This window comes from Xanthomonas sp. NCPPB 2250 (assembly GCF_056725265.1).
The window spans coordinates 4,775,688-4,798,300 of record NZ_CM161520.1 but is presented as its reverse complement, the minus strand read 5'-3'; the positions used below and the strand labels follow the sequence as shown (position 1 = coordinate 4,798,300).

The 22,613-nt window shown below is 69.5% G+C and carries 14 protein-coding genes; 10 read left to right on the top strand and 4 right to left on the bottom strand.

Annotated features, from left to right (window positions below; genetic code table 11):
- Positions 1-3: 3 nt before the first annotated feature.
- Both cutA and AC1PMG_RS19605 read right to left on the bottom strand, forming a co-directional pair.
- The gene (gene cutA / locus AC1PMG_RS19610; protein WP_017907317.1) at positions 4-336 is read right to left on the bottom strand and encodes a divalent-cation tolerance protein CutA; all 333 of its coding nucleotides are present in this window, start codon (positions 334-336) and stop codon (positions 4-6) included.
- Positions 337-492: 156 nt separating this feature from the next.
- Positions 493-2,271, bottom strand: a complete 1,779-nt coding sequence (locus AC1PMG_RS19605) for an endonuclease (protein ID WP_342074257.1) — start codon at positions 2,269-2,271, stop codon at positions 493-495.
- 280 nt (positions 2,272-2,551) lie between these two features.
- On the opposite strand from AC1PMG_RS19605, the gene AC1PMG_RS19600 reads away from it, so the two are divergent.
- From AC1PMG_RS19600 to AC1PMG_RS19560, 9 genes are all read left to right on the top strand, one after another.
- Complete coding sequence (locus AC1PMG_RS19600; RefSeq protein WP_010340979.1) at positions 2,552-2,839, top strand: co-chaperone GroES; 288 nt, start codon at positions 2,552-2,554, stop codon at positions 2,837-2,839.
- A 137-nt stretch (positions 2,840-2,976) separates the two neighbouring features.
- Positions 2,977-4,623 carry a chaperonin GroEL gene (gene groL / locus AC1PMG_RS19595; protein ID WP_010340980.1) on the top strand — a complete coding sequence of 549 codons (1,647 nt, stop codon included), beginning with the start codon at positions 2,977-2,979 and terminating at the stop codon, positions 4,621-4,623.
- 177 nt (positions 4,624-4,800) lie between these two features.
- Positions 4,801-5,349, top strand: a complete 549-nt coding sequence (locus AC1PMG_RS19590; protein ID WP_481109959.1) for an RNA polymerase sigma factor — start codon at positions 4,801-4,803, stop codon at positions 5,347-5,349.
- Positions 5,346-6,392: a FecR family protein gene (locus AC1PMG_RS19585; RefSeq protein ID WP_481109958.1), complete on the top strand. Its 1,047-nt coding sequence runs from the start codon at positions 5,346-5,348 to the stop codon at positions 6,390-6,392. The genes AC1PMG_RS19590 and AC1PMG_RS19585 overlap by 4 nt, the downstream gene beginning before the upstream one ends.
- A 330-nt stretch (positions 6,393-6,722) precedes the next feature.
- Entirely contained in the window at positions 6,723-9,536 is a 2,814-nt protein-coding gene (locus tag AC1PMG_RS19580) for a TonB-dependent receptor domain-containing protein (RefSeq protein ID WP_481109957.1), read from the top strand.
- Positions 9,537-9,621: 85 nt separating this feature from the next.
- On the top strand, positions 9,622-10,929 hold the full coding sequence (locus AC1PMG_RS19575) for a ComEC/Rec2 family competence protein (RefSeq protein ID WP_481109956.1): 1,308 nt from the start codon (positions 9,622-9,624) through the stop codon (positions 10,927-10,929).
- Between the two features lie 318 nt (positions 10,930-11,247).
- Positions 11,248-14,136, top strand: coding sequence for a TonB-dependent receptor plug domain-containing protein (locus AC1PMG_RS19570; protein ID WP_481109955.1), 2,889 nt, complete (start codon positions 11,248-11,250; stop codon positions 14,134-14,136).
- A gap of 788 nt (positions 14,137-14,924) precedes the next feature.
- Positions 14,925-15,998, top strand: coding sequence for a 3-deoxy-7-phosphoheptulonate synthase (locus tag AC1PMG_RS19565; protein ID WP_481109954.1), 1,074 nt, complete (start codon positions 14,925-14,927; stop codon positions 15,996-15,998).
- 525 nt (positions 15,999-16,523) lie between these two features.
- The gene (locus AC1PMG_RS19560) at positions 16,524-16,838 is read left to right on the top strand and encodes a GIY-YIG nuclease family protein (protein WP_481109953.1); all 315 of its coding nucleotides are present in this window, start codon (positions 16,524-16,526) and stop codon (positions 16,836-16,838) included.
- A gap of 102 nt (positions 16,839-16,940) precedes the next feature.
- Here AC1PMG_RS19560 and AC1PMG_RS19555 read toward each other — a convergent pair whose 3' ends face one another.
- Both AC1PMG_RS19555 and AC1PMG_RS19550 read right to left on the bottom strand, forming a co-directional pair.
- A complete protein-coding gene (locus AC1PMG_RS19555; RefSeq protein WP_481111718.1) occupies positions 16,941-18,104 on the bottom strand; it encodes an AAA family ATPase in 1,164 nt (387 codons plus the stop codon).
- Positions 18,105-18,133: 29 nt separating this feature from the next.
- A complete protein-coding gene (locus AC1PMG_RS19550) occupies positions 18,134-19,654 on the bottom strand; it encodes an acetyl-CoA hydrolase/transferase family protein (protein WP_481109952.1) in 1,521 nt (506 codons plus the stop codon).
- A gap of 360 nt (positions 19,655-20,014) precedes the next feature.
- Between AC1PMG_RS19550 and AC1PMG_RS19545 the strand changes: the two genes are divergently transcribed.
- Positions 20,015-22,207 carry an AsmA family protein gene (locus tag AC1PMG_RS19545; RefSeq protein WP_481111717.1) on the top strand — a complete coding sequence of 731 codons (2,193 nt, stop codon included), beginning with the start codon at positions 20,015-20,017 and terminating at the stop codon, positions 22,205-22,207.
- Positions 22,208-22,613: the final 406 nt, after the last annotated feature.

Here is a 22,613-nt window from a genome sequence, read left to right as displayed (position 1 = left end):
GGCTTACGGTTCCTCACGGGTTTCGGCATGCACCCACTGCAGGTAGGCCGGCAGGCCGCCGGCAACCTCGAGTTCGACCAGTTCGGGAACCTCGTAGGGGTGCAACGCGCACAGCCGCTGCCGCAATGCGGGCAGGCGGTCGGCGGCGGTCTTGATCAGCAGCAGCACTTCCTCGCCCTGTTCCACCTCGCCTTGCCAGCGGTAGGTGGACTGCACGCCGGGCAGGCGGCTGACGCAGGCGGCCAGGCGTTCGTCGACCAGCGCCTGGGCGACCCGCGCGGCGCTGGCCGGATCGGGGCAGGTGCTGAGCAGCAAGCGGAGGGCGGGCGCGGACATGCGGCCGACAGTATAGGGATGCCGGCCGCGCTTTGGCGGCGCCCGTGGGGAAAGCCGGCGCCGCTCTGAATCCCCAATCCCGAATCCCGGCTTTTCAGCAGCCGAATGGCGGATCATCCCCGCCCGCTGCAGATGCAGCGGGCGAGTCAACACGGCTCAGTTGAGCAACTGGCAGCTGGCCGGCTTGGCCGAGGTGAACAGCGACGAGGTCGCCCACTCCGGGTGGTCGATGAACGGGTTGCGGTTGCCCTGGAAGCTGTAGATCACCTCGTTGCGGGCGCGCTCGGCGTCGTCCGGCGGATCCTGCTGGCTCCATGCGATCAGGGTCGACAGCAGGCCCATGTAGGCCGGCGAGGACGAGGTCTTGACGATCTTGCTGCGGTCGTCGGTCAGCTCCAGGTCCGGCTCGGACTGGCCGGTCTTGGCATCCACGCCACCCTCATAGCGGATCGCCATGTACATCACCGCACGTGCCATGTCGCCCTTGCGGTGGTCCCACACCTCGAAGGTGCCGCTGTTGCCGTCCGGGGTGCGCACCCAGTTGGAATTGCCCGGGTAGCGGCCGCTGCCGCCGCCGAAGCCGGCATTGGCCTCGGTGGCGCGCTCGCCGCAGTTGCTGTCGCACTTGGCGTAGGGCTTGTTGCCGCGGTCGGCGTTCCAGGTGGCGTCGGTCAGGTACAGCATGTGGGTGTCGGTGTACGGCGCGTAGGGCAGGCCCTTGTTGCCGGTGGAGGTGCCGAAGCCCAGCGAGTTCGGCCAGCTGTGCTCGCGGTTGTACTTCAGGCCGCTGCCGCTGCCGGCCCGGTCGGTGCCCTTGGCATAGCTGCGGTTGCGGTAGGCGTCGAGGACGCGCTGGCTGTTGTTCGGATCCTCGTCGGCGATCTCCAGGATGGCCCAGGTGTCGGTGCCGGAGCTGCTGCTGTACGGATAGACGGTGTGGCCCTTGATCGTCTCGTGCAGCGAGCAGCGCAGCTGGCTGGGGCTGGAGGTGTTGACCCGCGAATAGTAGGTGCCGGCGCCATTGCCGCCGCCGCCCGAGCCGCTGGCGACGTTGAAGGCGACGCTGCGATCCTGCGCCGGATGTGCGCCGTCGGCATCGCTCACGCGTGCGGCGACGATGCTCAGGGTGCAGCTCTCGCCGGCCTTCAGCGCGGTGTTGGTGGACAGGGAGAACTGGGTGCCGCTGCTGGGATAGGTCAGCGCCACGCTGCCGGACTGCTGGCAGCTCAGGCCGAACGCGCCGCTGGCCAGGCTCACCGCCTCGCTGAAGGTCACCGCCAGGTCGCCGGCGGCGGGGAAGTCGGTGGCGCCCTGGGTCGGGGTGGTGGCGGTCACCGTCGGCGCGGCGTTGCTGCCGCCACCGCCGGCGAAGGTCTGGCCGTTGTTGCAGGCGCCGAAGGTGCTGGTGGCGCTGTCGCTCCAGCTGAAGTCGGCCGCGGCACTGCCGTTGCCGCGCAGCTGCAGCGAGGTGCCGGCCGGGGTGCTGTTGCTCTCGCTGACCGGCAGGTTCTGGCTGGTCATGCCCGCGGCGGGGCCGCCGCCGCCGGTGATGGCGCCCTCGTAGCTGAGGAACTGCACCACCTTACCGTTGCCGTCGACTAGCGCCAGGCCGTCGTTGGGCCCGTTCTGGATGCCGTTGCTGGCGTAGCTGACGGTGGCGATGCGCACCTGCCCGCCGCAGCTGACCAGGTTGCCGGCCGGCACCGCGCTGTTGGCGTAGACGGTGGCCGACCCCGGGTTGCTGCCGTTGTACAGGTAGACGCGGTAGCCGCTCAGGCTCTCCCCGGCGGTGGCGACGATCTCCACGCCTTCGCCGGTGTCGCCGGCGGCGGTGGCATCGTCGTAATGCAATTCATTGATGAATACGGCGGCCTGGGCCGGCCCGGCAAGGGCGAGCAAACAGGCCAGCGGCAGCGCAACGGCGGATGGCTTCATCGACAACTCCTTTTGGTGACGGATCCCCCCCTGGGTCCGCGCTCAGCCTAGCCTGCCTCTGTGACACTGTGACGGGATTCGGTCACTGCTTGCCACCGAATGCACGTTCCCGGCAAAAATTTTTTGCCTCCCGCCCTTGAAAGCCCCGGCCACGGCACTACATCAAGCGCATCCCGGCGCTACCGGGTTTTTTCGCGAGCGTTGCTGGCAGTCGTCATGGGCGAGTGCTAACATCGCCGGCCTTTCCTAGACCAATCAATCACTTAAGAGGTCTCACTCAATGAGCATCAAGCCGCTTCACGACCGCGTCGTAGTCAAGCCGATCGAAGCCGACGAAATCTCCGCCGGCGGCATCGTGATCCCGGATTCGGCCAAGGAAAAGTCCACCAAGGGTGAAGTCGTGGCCGTCGGCGCCGGCAAGCCGCTGGACAACGGCAGCGTGCGCGCCCCGGCGCTGAAGGTCGGCGACAAGGTCATCTACGGCCAGTACGCCGGTTCCAGCTACAAGGCCGAAGGCGTCGAGTACAAGGTGCTGCGCGAAGACGACGTTCTGGCGATCGTGGGCTGAAGCCCCCGATCGCGGGATTCGGGAATCGGGATTCGGAATTGGCAAAGGCGCCAGGCGCCGCGCGATCCAGGATCCAGACCCGACTCCCCGCTTTAGCGAATCCCTAATCCCCAATCACGAATCCCGGAGCAACACACATGGCTGCCAAAGATATCCGTTTCGGTGAAGACGCCCGTTCGCGCATGGTGCGCGGCGTCAACATCCTCGCCAATGCCGTCAAGGCCACCCTGGGCCCGAAGGGCCGCAACGTCGTGCTCGAGAAGAGCTTCGGCGCGCCGACCATCACCAAGGACGGCGTCTCCGTCGCCAAGGAAATCGAACTGGCCGACAAGTTCGAGAACATGGGCGCGCAGATGGTGAAGGAAGTCGCGTCCAAGACCTCCGACAACGCCGGCGACGGCACCACCACCGCCACCGTGCTGGCGCAGGCGCTGATCCGCGAAGGTTCCAAGGCGGTCGCCGCCGGCATGAACCCGATGGACCTCAAGCGCGGCATCGACAAGGCCGTCGTGGCCGCCGTGGCCGAGCTGAAGAAGATCAGCAAGCCCACCGCCGACGACAAGGCCATCGCCCAGGTCGGCACCATCTCCGCCAACTCCGACGAGTCGATCGGCAACATCATCGCCGACGCGATGAAGAAGGTCGGCAAGGAAGGCGTGATCACGGTCGAGGAAGGCTCGGGCCTGGAGAACGAGCTGGACGTGGTCGAGGGCATGCAGTTCGATCGCGGCTACCTGTCGCCGTACTTCATCAACAACCAGCAGAGCCAGCAGGCCGACCTGGACGACCCGTTCGTGCTGCTGCACGACAAGAAGATCTCCAACGTGCGTGACCTGCTGCCGGTGCTGGAAGGCGTGGCCAAGGCCGGCAAGCCGCTGCTGATCGTCGCCGAGGAAGTGGAAGGCGAGGCGCTGGCGACCCTGGTGGTCAACACCATCCGCGGCATCGTCAAGGTCGTGGCGGTCAAGGCCCCGGGCTTCGGCGACCGTCGCAAGGCGATGCTGGAAGACATGGCCGTGCTGACCGGCGGCACCGTGATCTCCGAGGAAGTGGGCCTGGCGCTGGAGAAGGCGACCATCAAGGATCTGGGCCGCGCCAAGAAGGTGCAGGTCTCCAAGGAGAACACCACCATCATCGACGGCGCCGGCGACACCTCGGCGATCGAGTCGCGCATCAAGCAGATCAAGGCGCAGATCGAAGAGACCTCGTCGGACTACGATCGCGAGAAGCTGCAGGAGCGCGTGGCCAAGCTGGCCGGCGGCGTGGCGGTGATCAAGGTCGGTGCCTCGACCGAGATCGAGATGAAGGAAAAGAAGGCGCGCGTCGAAGACGCCCTGCACGCGACCCGTGCGGCGGTGGAAGAAGGCGTGGTCCCGGGCGGCGGCGTGGCGCTGGTGCGCGCGCTGAGCGCGATCGGCGAGCTGAAGGGCGCCAATGAAGATCAGACCCACGGCATCCAGATCGCGCTGCGCGCGATGGAAGCGCCGCTGCGCGAGATCGTCACCAACGCCGGCGAAGAGCCGTCCGTGATCCTCAACAAGGTCAAGGAAGGCAGCGGCAACTTCGGCTACAACGCCGCCAACGGCGAGTTCGGCGACATGGTCGAGTTCGGCATCCTGGATCCGACCAAGGTGACCCGTTCGGCGCTGCAGAACGCCGCCTCGATCGCCGGCCTGATGATCACCACCGAAGCGATGGTGGCCGAGGCCCCGAAGAAGGAAGAGCCGGCCGCCCCGGGTGGCATGGGTGGCGGCATGGGCGGCATGGGCGGCATGGATTTCTGATCCAGCCGGCCTCGGCCGACCTGTTCCACGCAGTCGAAAGGAGCCCCGCAGCGATGCGGGGCTCTTTTTTTGTGCGCGTTTTGCGCGCGCGCCGGCGGCGGCCGCACCGCATGCCGGTCATCGCGGTGGCATGCCGATGCGCTATAAGCTGCGCTCGCCCAGCCTCTGCGAGCGGTCATGGTCGCCCCGGTCTGCCAACTCGATCCGCATCGGCTGGACCAGCACCGGCCGGCGTTGCAGCGCTTCCTGTTCCGCCGCACCGGCGACTGGTCGCTGGCCGAGGACCTGGTGCAGGAGACCTTCCTGCGCGTGGTCGTGTACGCACGCGACCACGCGGTCACCGACCTGGCCGCGCTGGCCAGGGCGATCGCCCTGAACCTGCTGCACGACCACCTGCGCCGGCGCCAGCGCCAGCGCACCGAGCCCATCGACGACGAAGTGCCCAGCCCGGCGCCGGGCGTGGAGGAGGCGGCGATGCAGCGGCAACGCGTGGAGACCTTCGCCCGCGCGCTGCAGGGCATGCCGCCGCTGCGCCGCGAGGTGTTCGTGCGCAGCCGCCTGCGCGGGCAGGGCTACCGCGAGATCGGCGAGGCGCTGGGCCTGAGCGAGGCGGCGGTGGAGAAGCATGTCAGCCGCGGCCTGCGCTGGCTGCAGGAGACGGTGGCGCGTGGCGACGCGGCGCCGCCGCCCGCGGCGGGTCGGCGTGGCCCGGAGGACGCGGCATGAGGCAGGGCAACGCCGCCGCCGATGACGCGGTGCAGGACGCCGCGGCCGACTGGGTCGCGCGCGCCCTGGCCACGGCGGGTGGCGATCCAGCGGGCCTGGCCGAGTGGCTGGCAGCCGATCCGGCGCACCGCGCCGCGTTCGATGCGTTGTGGGCGCTGGCCCACGATGCGGCGCTGCTGGAGGCGCTGGCCGCCTACGCCGCGCCGACGGACGCGCCGGCCGTGGCCACCGTTGCGCCGGCCGCCGCCCGCGTGCCCGCTCCACGCGCGGTGGCAGCGTCTGCCGGCGCTGCGCCGGTGCCCGTGGCACAGCGTCCGCGCCGTCGCGGCTGGCGGCCGCTGGCGGCCTTGGCGGCCGGCCTGGCGCTGCTGGCGGTGCTGTTGTGGCCGCGGCTGCGCCCGGATCCGGCACCGATCGTGGCCACGACCGCGCCCGGACAGACCCGGGTGCTGCGCCTGGACGATGGCAGCGTGCTCACCCTCAACGGTGCCAGCCGGGTCCGCGTGCAACTGCGCGCGCAGCGGCGCGAGGTGGCGCTGGAGCGCGGCGAGGTGTTCTTCGACGTCGCCCACGATCCGCAGCGCCCGTTCCAGGTGAATCTGGGCCCGGCGCGGGTGCAGGTGCTGGGCACCGTGTTCAACCTGGCGCGCGATGGCGCCACCAGCGAGCTGTCGGTGTATTCGGGGCGGGTGGAGATCGACAACGGCGCCGCGCACCAGGTGCTGGCAGCCGGCATGCGCATCGACACGGCCGGCACCGGCCTGGGCGCGTTGACGCGCTTCGATCCGCAGGCCGGCGACTGGCGCGAGGGCTGGCTGCAGACCGCCGGCATTCCGCTGGCGCGGCTGATCGAGCGGCTCAATCGGCGCTCGCCGCAGCCGATCGTGCTCGCCGATCCGGCGCTGGGTGCGCTGCAGGTGTCCGGGCGCTTCCGCCTGGACCGGCCGGAGCAGACCCTCATGCATCTGGCGCAGCTGTATCCGCTGCAACTGCAGCAGCGCGCCGACGGCATCCGCGTGGAACACGCCGCCGCGCCGCAGTAGGCGCCGTCGCTGTCTCGGTGTTGCGTACGCGGGCAGGCGCGACGTGCCGGGTCTGGCGCCGTCGCCGGCAGCGTCGGGGCAACGCGGTGGTGCACGCGAAGGCGAAGCGGCCGGCGGGCGGGCGCTGTTCGCGCATGCGCGATGACGCTGGAGCGAACGGCCGCGCGACGGCGCGCGGCGCCTGTCCACGCGGCCGGTTCGCCTGCCACGCGACCGTGCGGTGCTGCGACGCGTCACAAAAAATTCATGCAATCCCCTGTCGGGATCGGCGCGTTGCGGCGTCTTTGTCCTTTGCCACGCCACGTTGGCGACCCGACGACGACCTTGCTCATGCCGCCCCGCCGCTCCTTCCGTTGTGCCCTCCGTTCTCCGCGCGCCACCGCGCTGGCCGCTGCCCTGGCGGTGCTGGTGGCGCTGCCCGCCATCGCACCGTCGGCCGCCGCCGCGACGCCGGCCGCCGCGACCCTGCCGCCCGGCGACCTCGGCGCCACCCTGGCCGCGTTCTCGCGTGCCACCGGCCTGCAGGTGATCGCCGATCCGGCGCTGCTGCGCGACAAGCGCAGCCCCGGCGGCAGCGTCGCCGGCGACCCGCGGCAGGCGCTCAGCGGCCTGCTGCGCGGCACCGACCTGGGCTTCCGCCTGGACGGCGACACGGTGATCGTGCAGGCCACCGTGATGCCCGCGGCCAGCGCCGCCGCGCCCGCGCCGGCCGCCGCCGATGCGATCGACCTGGACCGGGTGGTGGTCACCGGCACCGCCACCCAGCAGCCGAAGTTCCTGGCGCCGTACGCGGTGTCCACGGTCGGCGCCGAGGCGATCGCGCGGCAGGCGCCGCGCAGCGTGGTCGACCTGCTGCGCTCGGTGCCGGGCGTGACCGTGGAGAACTCCGGCGGCGAGGCCGGTGGCGAGAACGTGGTGATCCGCGGCCTGCCGTGGTCCGGCTTCCGTCTGCTCGACGTGCTCGAGGACGGCCTGCCGCTGTTCGAATCCAACTACGAGCGGCAACTGCAGATCGACGAGGTCTACCGACTCGACCTGGGCACCACCGATGCCGAAGTGGTGCGCGGCGGTACCGCGCCGATCTACAGCAACAATGCATCCGGCGGCGTGCTCAATTTCATCACCAACCACGGCACCGACACGCCCAGCGGCGCAGTCAAGCTGACCGGCGGCGCCGATGCGCTGGCCCGCATCGACGGCGTGGCGTCCGGTCCGGTCAAGGGCAACGACGCGCTGCAGTACGCGGTCAGCGGCTTCTACCGACAGAGCGACGGCCTGCGCGATCCGGGCTTCGGCAACGGCAACCAGGGCGGGCAGTTCAAGGTCGGCGGCACCTACAAGTTCGATTTCGGCAAGATCTTCGCCGACTTCAAGTATCTCAACGACCGCGGCGTGTTCTACAGCGCGATCCCGCTGGCCGACCCGCGCAATGGCCAGTCGCTGAGCGCGCTGATCGATCCGGGCACCGGCACGCTCAACAGCGCCAGCTTCCGCCACGTCGCCTTCCGCACCCTCGACGGCGCTGGCGGCAACGGCGTGGAGACGCGCGACCTGGCCGATGGCGTGCATCCGGTCACGCGCACCCTGACCATCGGCGGCGACACCGAATTCGCCAACGGCTGGCGACTGAGTGACAGGGCGCGCTACGTCAACGGCGACGTCGGTTTCAATGCGCTGTTCAACGGCGCGCCGACCGATGCGGCGGCGCTGCTCGCCTCGCGGCTGGGCGCGGCGCGCGCGGCCTTCCCGGGCACTGCGTCGCTGCGCTACGTGCTGGCCGGCAGCAACACGCCGTTCGATCCGGCCTCCACCGCCGGCCTGGCGATGATCAACACCTGGTCCAGCACGCAGACCCACTACAGCGACCTCGTCAACGACCTGCGCCTGGGCCGGCTGTTCGACCTGGCCGGCGGCGGCAGCCACGACATCACCATGGGCCTGAGCGTCAGCCGTTTCACGCTGCGCCAGGCGCAACTCGGCAACGCACTGCTGACCGACGTGAAGAGCAATCCCGACGCGCTGGATATCCAGGCGCTGAACGCCGCCGGGCAGGTGCTGGGCAGCCTGACCGAGAACGGCTTCACCGCGTACGGCAGCGGCGACCTGATCGGCGACAGCCACGGCACCGCCACCGCGCTGTACGCGGCCGATACCTGGAAGCTGGACGACGCCTGGCAGGTGGACGCCGGCATCCGCCGGGTGTGGCGGCGCGAGGAAGGCAACCGCGGTGTGATCGGCACCCAGACCATCGCCGGCAGCGGCCCGCTGGCCGCGCGCACGGTCACCGGCCTGGTCGGCAGCGTGCCCTACAGCAAGGACATGGCCGGCACCTCGTGGACGCTCGGCGCCTCCTACAAGATCGCCGACCCGGTCAATGCCTTCGCCCGCTACACCGAGAGCTTCAGCTTCCCGCGGCTGAGCGAGCAATGGGGCAACGTGGTCGCCGGCATCGGTGGACGCATGCCCGACGGCCGCGCCACGCCGGTGACGCCGATCCGCCAGGCCGAACTCGGGGTGAAGTACGCCTCGCGGCCGCTGGAGCTGGTGTTGATCGGCTTCTACAGCGACTTCAAGTCGCTCAATTCCAGCACCTACGTCGCCAATGCCAGTGGCCTGCTGGTCAACGTGCCGCTGCTGATCGACACGCGCACCAAGGGCGTGGAATTCGAGGGTACGTGGCGGCCGCTGGACGGCCTCGAGCTGACCGGTTCGGTGACGCTGCAGGACCCGCGCATCAGCGGCGCCGACACCTTCAGCGGGCTGTCCGGCGCTTCCCTGGTCGACAACGAGATCCCGCGCGTACCCAAGTACAGCTGGTCGCTGCAGCCGAGCTACCGCTTCCAGGTCGGCGAGGTGGAAGCGCGCGCCTACGCGACCTGGTTCGGCATCGGTCGACGCTTCCAGGACTTCACCAACGCCAGCGTGCTGCCGGCCTATCGCACGCTGGACCTCGGCCTGCATCTGCAGCTCGACGCCAACCTCAGTGCGCAACTGCTGTGCACCAACGTCACCGATGCGCATGGTCTCACCGAAGGCAATGCGCGCGCGCCCGGCGTGTCCGGCGACCTGGTGCAGGCGGACGCGACCGTGGGTCGGCCGATCTTCGGCCGCAGCTACGTCGCCTCGCTGCAATGGGCCTGGTGAACCACGCCCTGCGCCATGCGTGCGTCGCCGCCAGCGCGCGGCGACGCCACGCCTGCCGCTTTCCTTGATCTGCCAGGACCCTTCGATGCCTTCTTCGCACCTTACGCGCCGCCGCTTCCTCGGTGGCCTCGGCACGGCGCTCGCCGCCGGCATGTTGCCACTGCCGGGGTGGGCGCAGCGCGCCGCGGCCACCCCTGCCGCATCCGTCGATCGCATCCGCGAACCGCTCGGCGGCTGGACCCCGGGCATGCTCGACATCCACCACATCGGCACCGGCCGCGGCAACGCGACCCTGATCGTGTGCCCCGACGGCACCGCGATGATGATCGACGCCGGCGCCATCGACGGCCTGGACAAGTACCTGATCGACGAGTTGCCCAACGCCAGCCGCCGCCCGGGCGAGTGGGTCGGCCGCTATGCGCACCGCCATCTGGCGCAGGCCGGCCGCCACGAACTCGACGACTTCGTGCTCACCCACTTCCACCGCGACCACATGGGCGAATGCCTGCCGGACACGCCGCTGGCGCCGGGTGGGCACTACGCCCTGACCGGCGTGACCGACGTGGCGCAATTGCTGCCGATCCGTCGCTACCTGGATCGCGGCTACCCGGACTATGCGTATCCGCAAGCGCTGGACGATCCCAACCAGCGCAACTACCGCGCCTTCATCGAGCAGCAGCGCGCGATTGGCGCACGGGTCGAACGCTTCCGTGCCGGCGCCGCCGACCAGTTGCGGTTGCATCGCGATGCCGCCGCGTACCCGGACTTCGCCATCCGCAACCTGGTGGTCAACGGCGAGCTGTGGACCGGCGATGGCGAACGCACGCGCGCCCTGTTTCCGCCAGGCGCCGTGCCGACCGAGAACCAGTGCTCGGCCGCGCTGCGCCTGCACTACGGCGCCTTCACCTACTACAGCGGCGGCGACCTCTCCAACAGCATCAACTACTACGGCGACGATCCCTGGCGCGACGTGGAAACGCCGGTGGCGCAGATGGTCGGCGCGGTCGACGTGGCGGTGGCCAACCATCATGCGTATGCGGATGCGATGGGCCCGGCCTGCGTGCGCGCGCTGCGTCCGCGCGCGTTCGTCATCCTCACCAACGACTCGGCGCACCCATCGGTGTCGCCGCTGGAGAACATGCTCAGCGAGCGGTTGTACCCGGGCCCGCGCGACATCTACGCCACCGCGATGAAGCCGGAGAACGTGGTCGCCAACAAGCGTATCCGCGAGATGACCAGCACCAATGGCCACGTCGTGGTACGGGTCGCGCCGGGCGGCGCGCAGTACCGCATCGTGGTCACCGACAACAGCGACGAGTCGGACACGGTGCTGGCGGTGCATGGTCCGTTCGCCAGCGGCCGCCAGGCGGCGCTGGCGCTGCCGTCCAGCTGAGCGGCGCCACACGCGGTCCCGCTGCGACGATGCGGCGGGAATCCGCGTGCATTGCAACGAATCGCGCACAACCAAAAAACGTCTACGAGCGATGCATGGCAGCGTGTTGACAGTGCTGTCAGCGCCATGCAGGTTAGAAACTCACGGGCGCAGGGGATCTGCACGCCCGCATGTTCGTCCTTTTGTTTGCGTCGCGGCCGGCGCAGGGTGGCGCGTGCCTGCGGCATGCGCGGCACGGTCGTGGGCGCGGCGCAGCGAAGGGGACACCGCACGTCGTGCGCGCACGGCGCTGCTTCCATCCGCCGCCGGGGACATCGCATGCCACTTCGCTCATCCACCACGCTTGCGTTCGGCATCGTGCTGGCGCTGTACGGCGCTGCTGAGGCGCGCGCGCAGGACGCCGACACCGCCACGCCCAAGGCCGCCACCACCGACCTTGGCCAGGTCGTGGTGACCGGCTCGCGGATCAAGCGCTCGGAAGTGGAGGGCGCCGAGCCGGTGCTGACGATCAGTGCGCAGCAGATCCAGCAGGAAGGCTTTCTCACCGTCTACGACGTGCTCAGTACGCTCAACCAGCAGGGCAGCGTCGAGGCCGACACCAAGTACGGCTCGCACACGCCCAATGCCTCGCCGGTGAGCCTGCGCGACCTCGGCCCCGGGCGCACGCTGCTGCTGGTCAACGGCCACCGCGTCGCCGATTACCCGCAGCCCTACGCCGGCGAGAGCAACTTCGCCAACTACGCCAATATCCCCTCCGCGGCGGTGGAGCGCATCGAGATCCTCACCGGCGGCGCCTCGGCCATCTACGGTTCGGATGCGGTCGCCGGCGTGATCAACGTGATCCTCAAGCAGGGCTACGAGGGCAACCAGGTGCGCCTGCGCGGCGGCACCGCCACCGCCGGCGGGCGCGACGTGGTCGACCTGTCCTGGGTCGGCGGCCGCAGTGGCGACAAGTGGAACCTGACCTACGCGCTGCAGTGGACCCGGCGCGATCCGCTGTCGGTCGGCGAGCGACCGAAGATGGACGACCAGGACGACGAGTCCTACAGCAACTGGACCGCGCAGGCGCGCAAGTACGGCTTCAATCCGTTCACCGGCCTGAGCCTGGTCGACGCCGGCAACAACACGCGCCTGGCGCCGCCCAGCGGCACCTGCGCGCGCTTCGGCGGCCAGTTCGTCGACGCGCAGCGGCTGAGCTACGACTACAACAGCGATACCGTGCGCAACCTCGGCGGCTACTGCGGCATGGCCCACGACTACGCCGACTGGCTGGCCGCCAGCGGCGGCGACAGCGGCTCGGCCTATCTGTACGGCACCTTCGATTTCGACAACGGCGTGCAGGCCTGGAGCACGCTGTCCACGACCAAGAGCCTCGGCTACTGGACCTACGACCCGCCCTACGTCTACCTCGGCCCGTTCCACGACACCGGCAGCGACCGCGACCTGTACGCGATCCGCCAGCTCACCCGCTTCGAATCCGGCGGCTGGAAGAACCTGGCCAACACCACCAAGGAACTGTCCTGGGACCTGAGCGCCGGCCTCAAGGGCCGCCTCGCCGATCGCTTCGACTGGGAAGTGGCGGTGGGCCGCGCGCGCTACACCGTCGACGAATACGTGCGCACCGTGGACACGCAGAAGGCCACCGCCTATTTCCTCGGCCCGCAACTGGGCAGCACCGCCGACGGCACGCCGATCTACGACCTGGACGAGTCGCGCTGGTACCAGCCGCTGACCGGCGCGCAGTACAACGACCTGGCGGTGAAGGCGCACAACCGTGCCGATTCCTGGGTCAACCAGGCCAGCGCCAACATCACCGGCGAGCTGCTGCAGGGCTGGGCCGGGCCGATCAAGTTCGCCGCGGTCGGCGAAGTGGCCAAGCAGGGCTACCGGCTGTCACCGGATCCCTGTGCCAACACCTGCTATCCGCTGGACGTGGTCGACTACGGCGGCGGCGAGCGCCTGCGTTATTCCGGCGGCATCGAGTTCGACGTGCCGCTGTTGTCCTCACTCAACGCCAGCCTGGCCGCACGCCACGACCGCTACGGCGACTACCGCGCCTACGGCAGCGACCTCGGCGCGGCGATCGGCACCCAGCGCGACACCACCTGGAGCGCCGGCCTGGAGTGGCGGCCGCTGAGCACGCTGCTGCTGCGCGGCAGCGTCGCCACCAGTTTCCGCGCCCCGGACATGCACTACGTGCTCGGCGAACCCAGTTCCACCCAGCAGACTGTGATCGACCAGTACCGCTGCATCCAGAAGGGCTATTACCTCACCGGCGGCTGCAGCGCCGAGAACAGCGACGTGTTCTACCTGATGCAGGTCAACCGCCGCGGCACCCCGGACCTGGAATCGGAGCATGGCCGCTCGGTCACCGCCGGCTTTGTCTGGGACATCGCCGAGGGCCTGTCGCTCACCGCGGACTACTACCGGATCCGCTTGCAGGACATGATCAAGGACCTCAACCGCGACGAGGTGCTCAGCGCCGAAGCCGGCTGCCGCACCGGCCTGACCACCGCCGGCGGCGTGTGGGTCAATCCCGGCGGCGCCGAGTACTGCGCGCGCATCCTCTCGCGCGTGTCGCGCGATGCCGCTGGCCGCGTCACCGGCATCGAGCAGGGGCCGATCAACATCGCGCAGATGCACGTGTCCGGCGTCGATGCCTCGTTGAAGTACCGCTTCAACACCGCGCGCTGGGGCAACTTCAGTGTCGCCCTGGATTACAACAACCTGATCGGCTACCACGAGCAGACCTACCGCACCGACGACGACAAGAACCTGCGCGACCAGAAGATCCGCAGCAAGCTGCGCGGCAGCGTGCACTGGGAGAACGGCGGCCCGCTGGATCTCACTCTCTATGCCAAGCGCTTCGGCTCCACCCAGGCGGTGAACTGGGGCACCTGCACCCGCTTCGACGACGGCTACCAACCCAGCCCCTCCGACGCCTGCCGCGTCACCGACAGCGGCAATCGCCACTTCGGCGAGAGCACCACCCGCTACTTCGGTCGCGTCGGCCCGGCGCTGTACTGGAACCTCACCGCCGGCTACCGCATCGCCCCGAAGATGAAGGTCAACCTGTACATCAACAACGTGCTCAATACCGTGGGCTACGACAACAAGGAGCGCTACTACGGCTACCAGTTCTACAACACCACCCTGTACGACGCGATCGGCCGCGAGGTGGCGATGGAGTATGTGCTGGATTTCTGAGGGGCTGGGAGTCGGGAGTGGGGATTCGGGATGCGCAGTAGCCCCTCTCCCTCCGGGAGAGGGGTTGGGGTGAGGGTCCGGAGCATGCAGCGCCACGCAGGAACGCATGGGCGTGTGCTTACGGAGATTGGATCGCTTGCTGCCGCACCCTCATCCGCCCGTGCGGGGCACCTTCTTCCGATGGGAGAAGGGAAGCGCAGTAGCCCCTCTCTCATCGGGAGAGGGGTTGGGGTGAGGGTCCGGGACGCGCAGCGCCTCGCAGGAATGTATGGGCGTGTGCCTGTGGAGATTGGATCGCTTGCTGTCGCACCCTCATCCGCCCCTGCGGGGCACCTTCCCCCGAAAAGGGGGCCATGGTCCCGATGGGAGAAGGGAAGTGGCTAGCCCCTCTCCCACCGGGAGAGGGGTTGGGGTGAGGGTCCGAGCGCGAAGCGCCACGCAAGAACGCGTGCATCAACCGCTCCTATTCGATGACGGCGACCGCATAGCCTTTCCGCCACGTCGAACCGCTTTTTCGAATCCCGAATCCCGACGCACCAATCCCACGTTTGTTGCATCAGCAACTGTGGCGCTGCCGCAAACCCTGTGCTATCACTACGTCCCATGAACGCTTCCTGCCGCAGCTTTTACTTTTGGTATTACGGTTTTCCGATGCCGCTGGCGGAGGAAGGATCGCGTTCACCCTGAAGGACACTTCAGCCGCAATCCCGAAAGCCGCCAGCGAACCTGGCGGCTTTTTTCATGCCGCCGGATCTGGCCCCCACCCAGCCCCCCGACGAGACACGCACATGGCCCCGCACACCGACGATCTGCGCATCCGCAAGATCGAACCGCTGACCCCGCCCTCCCAACTGCAGGCGCTGCTGCCCTGCGACGAGGAGGCCTCGCAGACCGTCGCCGCCGCGCGTGCGGCGCTGCACGAGATCCTGCACGGCCGCGACGACCGCCTGGCGGTGGTGATCGGCCCCTGCTCGATCCACGACCCGGTCGCGGCGATGGAGTACGCGCAGCGCCTGCGCCCGCTGCGTGAGACCTACGGCGATGCGCTGGAGATCGTGATGCGGGTGTACTTCGAGAAGCCGCGCACCACGGTCGGCTGGAAGGGCCTGATCAACGACCCCAACCTCGACGGCAGCTTCGACATCAACAAGGGCCTGCGCCTGGCGCGCGGCCTGCTGCGCGACATCAACCGCCTGGGTCTGCCGGCCGGCGTGGAGTTCCTCGACATCATCTCGCCGCAGTACATCGCCGACCTGGTGGCCTGGGGCGCGATCGGCGCGCGCACCACCGAGAGCCAGGTGCACCGCGAGATGGCGTCCGGCCTGTCGTGCCCGGTGGGCTTCAAGAACGGCACCAGCGGCGACGTCAAGATCGCGGTCGATGCGGTTGGCGCGGCCTCGCATCCGCACCATTTCCTGGCGGTCACCAAGGACGGGCAGACCGCGGTGGCGGCCACGGCCGGCAATCCCGATTGCCACGTGATCCTGCGCGGCGGCACCCAGCCCAACTACGACGCCGAAAGCGTCGCCGCGGCGGCGCAGGTGCTGGAGAAGGCCGGCCTGCCGGCGCGGCTGATGGTCGACGCCAGCCACGCCAACAGTGGCAAGAACCCGGACAACCAGCCCAAGGTGATCGAGGACATCGCCCGCCAGCTCGAGGCCGGGCAGACCCGCATCGTCGGCGCGATGGTCGAGAGCCACCTGCGCGGTGGCCGCCAGGACCTAGTCGCCGGCCAGCCGCTGGTCTACGGCCAGAGCATCACCGACGGCTGCATCGACTGGGACAGCTCGGTGCAGGTGCTGGAGCGGCTGGCGCAGGCGGTGCGCGCGCGGCGTCAGGCGCGTGTGGCGCAGGCGGCCTGAAGGCGCTGTTGGGAGAAACGCACGCAGCCTGACCGGCTGCGTGCGTGGGGGGGCGGGGGAGGCCCGGAAGAGGGGCCGGACGCGCCGCCGAATGCGAAGGGAGAGAGCTTCGGTATCGACGGCTGCGTGCCGGTGATGACGTTATCCGCCCATCCGATGACCACGGTATGCCGGTGTGTGGCAGCGGCTGGCAAGGTGTTGGCCGGGCATTAAGACCTGTTGTCGCCGGTTCAGCGCGACGGCATGGCCGTGGCGCGATGGAATGGACAAGCTGCGAGTTGGTGGGCTTGGGCATCGGCGATCGCCTGCCGGTGCCCGACGCACCAGGCCCTGCCCGGCGTCACGCTGTTCCAGCGCCATGCGTGTGGGCTCAAGCTGACCACCGAAGGCCGGCAACTGGTCGATGCCGCCAGCACAGCGTTGGCCGACATCGGGGTCTGACCAATAGGTGATGCCCGAGATCGCATGCGCGCATGTGCGGACGCCGCTGCTGGCGAAACCGGCCACCGTGTCGATAATGCCTGCATGCCTGCCGACTCGCCCTGGTTCCTGTATCTGCTCGAATGCCGCAACGGCAGCTACTACGCCGGCATCACCCCGGACCTGCAGGCCCGCTTCCAGGCGCACCTGCGCGGCGCCGGCGCCAAGTACACCCGCGCCAACCCGCCGGTACGGCTGCTGGCCAGCCGCGCCTACCCCGACCGCGCCGCCGCCTCGCGCGCCGAATACGCACTCAAGCGCTTGCCGCGCGGCCGCAAGCTGGCGTTCCTGGCCGCGCCCGAGTCCGCACCTCGCGCCGACGACCTGCAAGCGACCGCCGAATCTGCAGCGGTGTTATAGGAGCGGCTTCAGCCGCGAGAGGCGTGACCGGTAACGCCCGTCGCGGCTGAAGCCGCTCCTACGACGTTGCCGCACATTTGCGCGGATTTTGGATGCCCCGCCTCAGCGGCTGGGCCAATGCCACGCCGGCCGATCGAGCGCGCGCAGGCCGGCGACGTCGGTCTGGCCGTGTTCCTTGATCAGCAGGTGGTGCAGGCAATCGGGCTGCTGCTCCAGTGCCGCGATCAGCCGGCTGGCATGCGAGACCACGAGGATCTGCGCCTGCCGCGCGGCGCTGCCGATCAGCCGCGCCAGCGCCGGCAGCAGGTCGGGATGCAGGCTCGCTTCCGGTTCGTTGAGCACCAGCAGTTCCGGCGGGCGCGGGCTCAGCAGGGCGGCGATCCACAGCAGGTAGCGCAAGGTACCGTCGGACAATTCGGCCGCCGACAGCGGCCGCAGCAGGCCGTGCTGGTGCATCGCCAGGTCGAAGCGCCCGGCATGCACCTCGATCGTCAGCCTCGCGCCGGGAAAGGCATCGTCCACCGCCGCATGCAGGCCGTCGGCGTCGCCGATCTCCAGGATGGTCTGCAGGGCGGCGGCGAGGTCGGCGCCGTCGTTGCTCAGCACCGGCGTGTGCGTGCCGATCTGCGGCATGCGTGCCGGTGCCGCGGCGTCGGTGCGGAAGTGGTCGTAGAAGCGCCAACGGCGAATGTTCTCGCGCACCGCATGCATCTCCGGTGCCGCGCGCGGATCGGAGAACTGCGCCAGCACGCTGTCGAAACTGGCGATGCCGGCGCCGGCGTCGGTCCAGCCGTCGTCCTGGGTGCGCAGGCGCACCGCCGGCCCGTTGCGGTCCACCAGCAGGTTGGACTGGCGCAGCCAGGGGCCGGCCCAGATGCATTCGCGCTTGATCTGCGGATCCAGCCCGAAGGCCGACGCCGACGGCATCGGCAGGCCCAGGTCGATGGCATAGCCGAACGCGTCGCTGGCGTAGCCCAGCTTCAGCCCGACGGCCTGCTGCCGCGTCGTGCCCTGGACGGGGTGATCGCCGCGCCGGACCGCGCGGCTGAGCGTCTCCGGGCCGGCCCACAGCGCCGACGGCAAGCCGCCTTCGCGGGCCAGCGCGGCGATCACCCCGCCCTGGGCGGTGTCGGCGAGTAGGCGCAGCGCGCGATAGACGTTGGACTTGCCGCTGCCGTTGGCGCCGGTGATCAGGGTCAGCCCCGCCAGCGGCAGCACCAGCTCGCGCAGGGAACGATAGGAGGAAACCGCCAGGGTGGTCAGCATCGGCGCAGGATACCCGCTGCCGGCGCCGCTCATCCGCCCGCGTGCATCGTCCCGGTGTCCAGCCAGCGCTGGTGCCAGGACAGCGCCTCGGGCAGCAGGTGCGGGGTGTGCTTGCCGTAGCTGGCGTGCAGGGCGCGGTCGAAATAGTCCTGAAGTTGCGCGCGGTAGCTCGGGTCCACGCAGTGCGCGAGCAACTGCTGCGCGCGCTGCCGCGGCGGCAGGCCGCGCAGGTCGGCCAGGCCGTGCTCGGTGACGATGATGGACACGTCGTGCTCGGTGTGATCGACATGGCTGACCATCGGCACGATCGAGGAGATGCTGCCGTTCTTCGCCGTGCTGGGGCTGAGGAAGATCGACAGGAAGCCGTTGCGGGCGAAGTCGCCGGAGCCGCCGATGCCGTTCATGATGCGGCTGCCCATCACGTGGGTGGAATTGACGTTGCCGTACAGGTCGGCTTCGATCATGCCGTTCATGCCGATGCAGCCCAGCCGCCGCACCAGTTCCGGATGGTTGGAGATCTCCTGCGTGCGCAGGATGATGCGCTCGCGATAGAAATCGATGTTGCGCTTGAATTCCTCGTTGGCCTCCGGGCTCAGCGCGAAGCCGGTGCACGAGGCGACCTTGAGCACGCCGCTGCGCAGCAGGTCGAGCATGCCGTCCTGGATGACCTCGGTGAACGCGCTGAGGTCGCGGAAGCCGCTGCTGGCCAGCCCCGCCAGCACCGCGTTGGGGATGTTGCCCACGCCGGACTGCAGCGGCAGCAGGTTGGGCGGCAGCCGGCCCTTGCCGACCTCGTGCTGGAAGAACGCGATCAGGTGCTCGGCGATGCGCTGGCTGGTGGCGTCGGCCGGGGTGAACGGGCTGTTGCGGTCGGGGCCGTGGGTGCGCACCACCGCCACGATCTTGTCCGGGTCGCAGCGCAGCGACGGCTCGCCGATACGGTCGTCGGCGTGCAGCAGCGGGATCGGCTTGCGGTGCGGTGGCAACGCGGTGCCGTAGTACACGTCGTGCATGCCGTCGATGCCGGCCGGCTGCCAGTCGTTGACCTCGACGATCACCTTCTTGGCCAGGTCCAGCCAGGTCTTGTTGTTGCCGACCGAGGTCGACGGGATCAGGCTGCCGTCTTCGCGAATGCCGGACACTTCCACCACCGCGGTGTCGATCTCGCCGTAGAAGCCGAACCACACGTGCTGGGCGACGTGGCTGAGGTGGATGTCGATGTAGTCCAGCGTGCCGGCGTTGATGCGCTGGCGCGCGTCCGGGTCGGACTGGAACGGCATGCGCAGGGCGATGCCGTCGGCCTTGGCCAGCGCGCCGTCCAGCTCCGGCGCGGTGGAGGCGCCGGTCATCAGCTGGATCTTGAACGACTGGCCCTGCAGGTGCGCCGCCTCGATGCGCTGCGCCAGCGCCATCGGTACCGCCTTGGGATAGCCGGAGCCGGTGAAGCCGCTCATCGCCACCGTCTCGCCGGGCTGGATCAACGCCGCCGCGGCCTCGGCGCTGACGATGCGTTCGCGCAGGCGGGGATGGAGGATGCGTTCGGCGGACATGCGGCGACCATGGCGTGGGAAGGGGAGGGCAATTATCGCGGATCGGGCCGGGGCCCGCGCTGGGGTGCGTCCTCACTTTCTGCGCCTGTCGCACGGCGGTGCAGGCGGGCGCCACGCGATGCACCCAAGCCATGGTCTGTGCGATGTGTGCGGCGCTTTGCGCGCCCGACCCTCACCCCAACCCCTCTCCCGGTGGCAGAGGGGCGCTGGTTTCTCCCTTCTCCTGGTGGGTCTGCCTAGTGATGACAGGACGCAGCGCGCATGCAGCCAGCGCAGTGCCGTGTGCGTTCCACTGCCGCTTTCACGCGCTCCACGCCGCGCCACGGCGATAGTGCGGCGGTGCCGCTCTCCGCCCGCCCACTGACCGCCGTCCATGCTCGCTACCGGCGTCTGCCGCGCGGCTGGCGCCTGTTCCTGCGCGGCCTGTTGATCGCCTACCTGCTGTACCTGCTGGCCGGCAACGTGTTCCTCAACACGCCGCTGTTCGACCTGGCCACCAACCGCAAGCCGGAGAAGTTCCGCATGCACACCGGGCCGGCCGTCACCGTGCTGCCCGGCTTCATCACCGCCTGGAACGTGCGCATGCGCGGCCATGTGCAGCGCAATGTCTGGCAGGTGCGTGCCGACCGCGCCAGCGCGCGCATCGCGCTGCTGCCGTTGCTGCATCGCGAGGTGCGCCTGCCGTGGATGGAAGCGGTGAACGTAATCGGCGAGATGGACCGCGTCGACGACATGATCCCGCCACCGCCGCCGAGCGACCAGGGCTGGACCCTGCGCTTCGATGCGATCCACAGCGGCACGCTGCGCCGTGCGCGCTTCGGCGATTTTGCGATCGAGGGCAAGGGCCACGGCACCGTCGGCTTCCTCAAGCAGCTGCGTGGCGGCCCGTCGGAACTGTTCCGCTCGCAGATCGTGTTCGAGGATGCCAGCGTACGCTACGGCAAGCGCCAGATCGCCGACCAGGCCACGCTGGACGCGCGCTTCTCGTTCCCGCGCCACTACCGCGCGCAGGCGCCGGGACTGCGCAAGCTGGGCATCACCGACCTGGCGCTGCGCATGCACGGCCGCAGCGTGGCCCTGCGCATCGACACCGCCGGCGACACCACCAAACTCAGCACCGAACCCGGGCTGGGCCATGTGCAGGCCGATCTGCACCTGCTGCGCGGCGCGTTGCAGCCCGGCAGTACGCTCAACTGGCGGGTGCCGCTGCATGCCGGCGTCGGCGCTACCGATCGCGGCGTGCTGACGCTGCTGCTGGACGTGGAGGGCGAGGACATCCACGCCCGCGCGCGCCTGCCCGGCAAGGTCGATCCACGCAGCATGCTCGATGCCGATCTGCGCATCGCCGGACGCCAGGTGCCGTTCGCCGACCTGGCGGCGCTGCTGCCGCGCACCTCCGGCCGCGTGCAGGGGCGCTGGCATTTCGAATCGTTGAACTGGATCAGCGACCTGCTGGTGCGCAAGCCCTGGTTCCAGCTCGATGGCGGCGGCGACGTCGCCGCCGATCTGCAGCTGCGGCAGGGCGCGCTGCAGCCCGGCAGCCGTCTCGACGTGCCCGACGTGCAGGCGGTGGCGGAGATCATGCGCGTGCGCCTGAGCGGCAAGGCGCAGGCGGTTGGGCGCATCGTCGGCAGCGCCGAACAGCCGCGCACGCGATTGGACGTGCGCATGCGCCGCTTCGCGCTGGCGCCGCTGGACGCGCCCAAGGCCAGCTTCGTCGAAGGCGAGAACCTGCAACTGGACCTGCAGGGCGACGGCGCGCTGGCCACCTTGCGCGATTCCTTGCAGGCACGGCTGCGCTTCGCCGACGCGCGCGTGCCCGACCTGCGCGCATACAACCGTTACCTGCCGGCGGCGCAGGTGCGCGTCCTCGGCGGCGACGGCCGGCTCAGCGGCGACCTGCAGCTGGACGCGTCCGGCCAGGTCGGGCAGGGCACCGTGCGCGTGCTCGGTCGCCAGGCGCGGCTGCAGACCGCGGGCCTGGAACTGGCCGGCGATCTCGACCTGGACGCGCGGCTGCGCCGCGCCGAACTGCAGGACAAGCGCTTCGATCTGAGCGGCAGCACCCTGCGCCTGCAGGGCGTGCGCTACGGCGCCCAACCCAAGCAGGGCGATTGGTGGGCGACGCTGCGGATTCCGCAGGGACGCATCGCCGCGGCGGCGCCGGTGCAGGCCGATGCGCAGGTGCAGATGCAGATGCGCGACGCCGGCCCGGTGCTGGCGGTGTTCGCGCAGCACAGCGATGCGCCGGCGTGGTTGCTGAAGCTGGCCGATGCCGGACAACTGCAGGCCAGCGGACAGCTGCGCTGGCGCAAGGACGCGCTGTGGCTGGATCGGGTCGCGGCGGAGAACGAACGCGTGGCCTTGCGCGCGCGCCTGCGCGTCGGCGACGCCGGCACCCAGGGCGATCTGTATGCGCGTTGGGGCGTGCTCGGCGTCGGCGTGGCCTTGCGCGGCGAACAACGGCAATGGCATCTGCTCGGCGCACGCGAGTGGTACGACAAGCAACCGGCATGGCTGCCGGAGGCGCCGGCACCGGCGGCATCGCCTTAGCGCGACAGCGATCGCGTTGGGCGTGCTTCGCTGGCTGCGGGTAGATGCGCTGTGCGCCGCGCCACGCCCGCATGCGAAAGCATGCAACGCGCGTATCCCCCGCTTTATCTATTCCCCATTCCCGTCCCCCATTCCCGCCCACGCAGAATGTACTGCCCAGTATCGTTTTGCAGTGCAGCGTGCAATGTCCAAAAAAAGCGCCCAAGATCGCCCTGCATCCCGACGTGGGGGAGGGAGCAAAGCCCGCTGGCAGTTCGCTGCAAGCGGGCTTTTTTATTGCCTGTTTTCCGGATCCAGCCGGCCGCGGAGACGCGGCGACGGCATGGTCTGGGATATCGATCCCAGTCGTTCACTGCAATGGCATGAACGCGTCGCGCGCCCGGGATCCGCACTGGCCGCGTGGGTC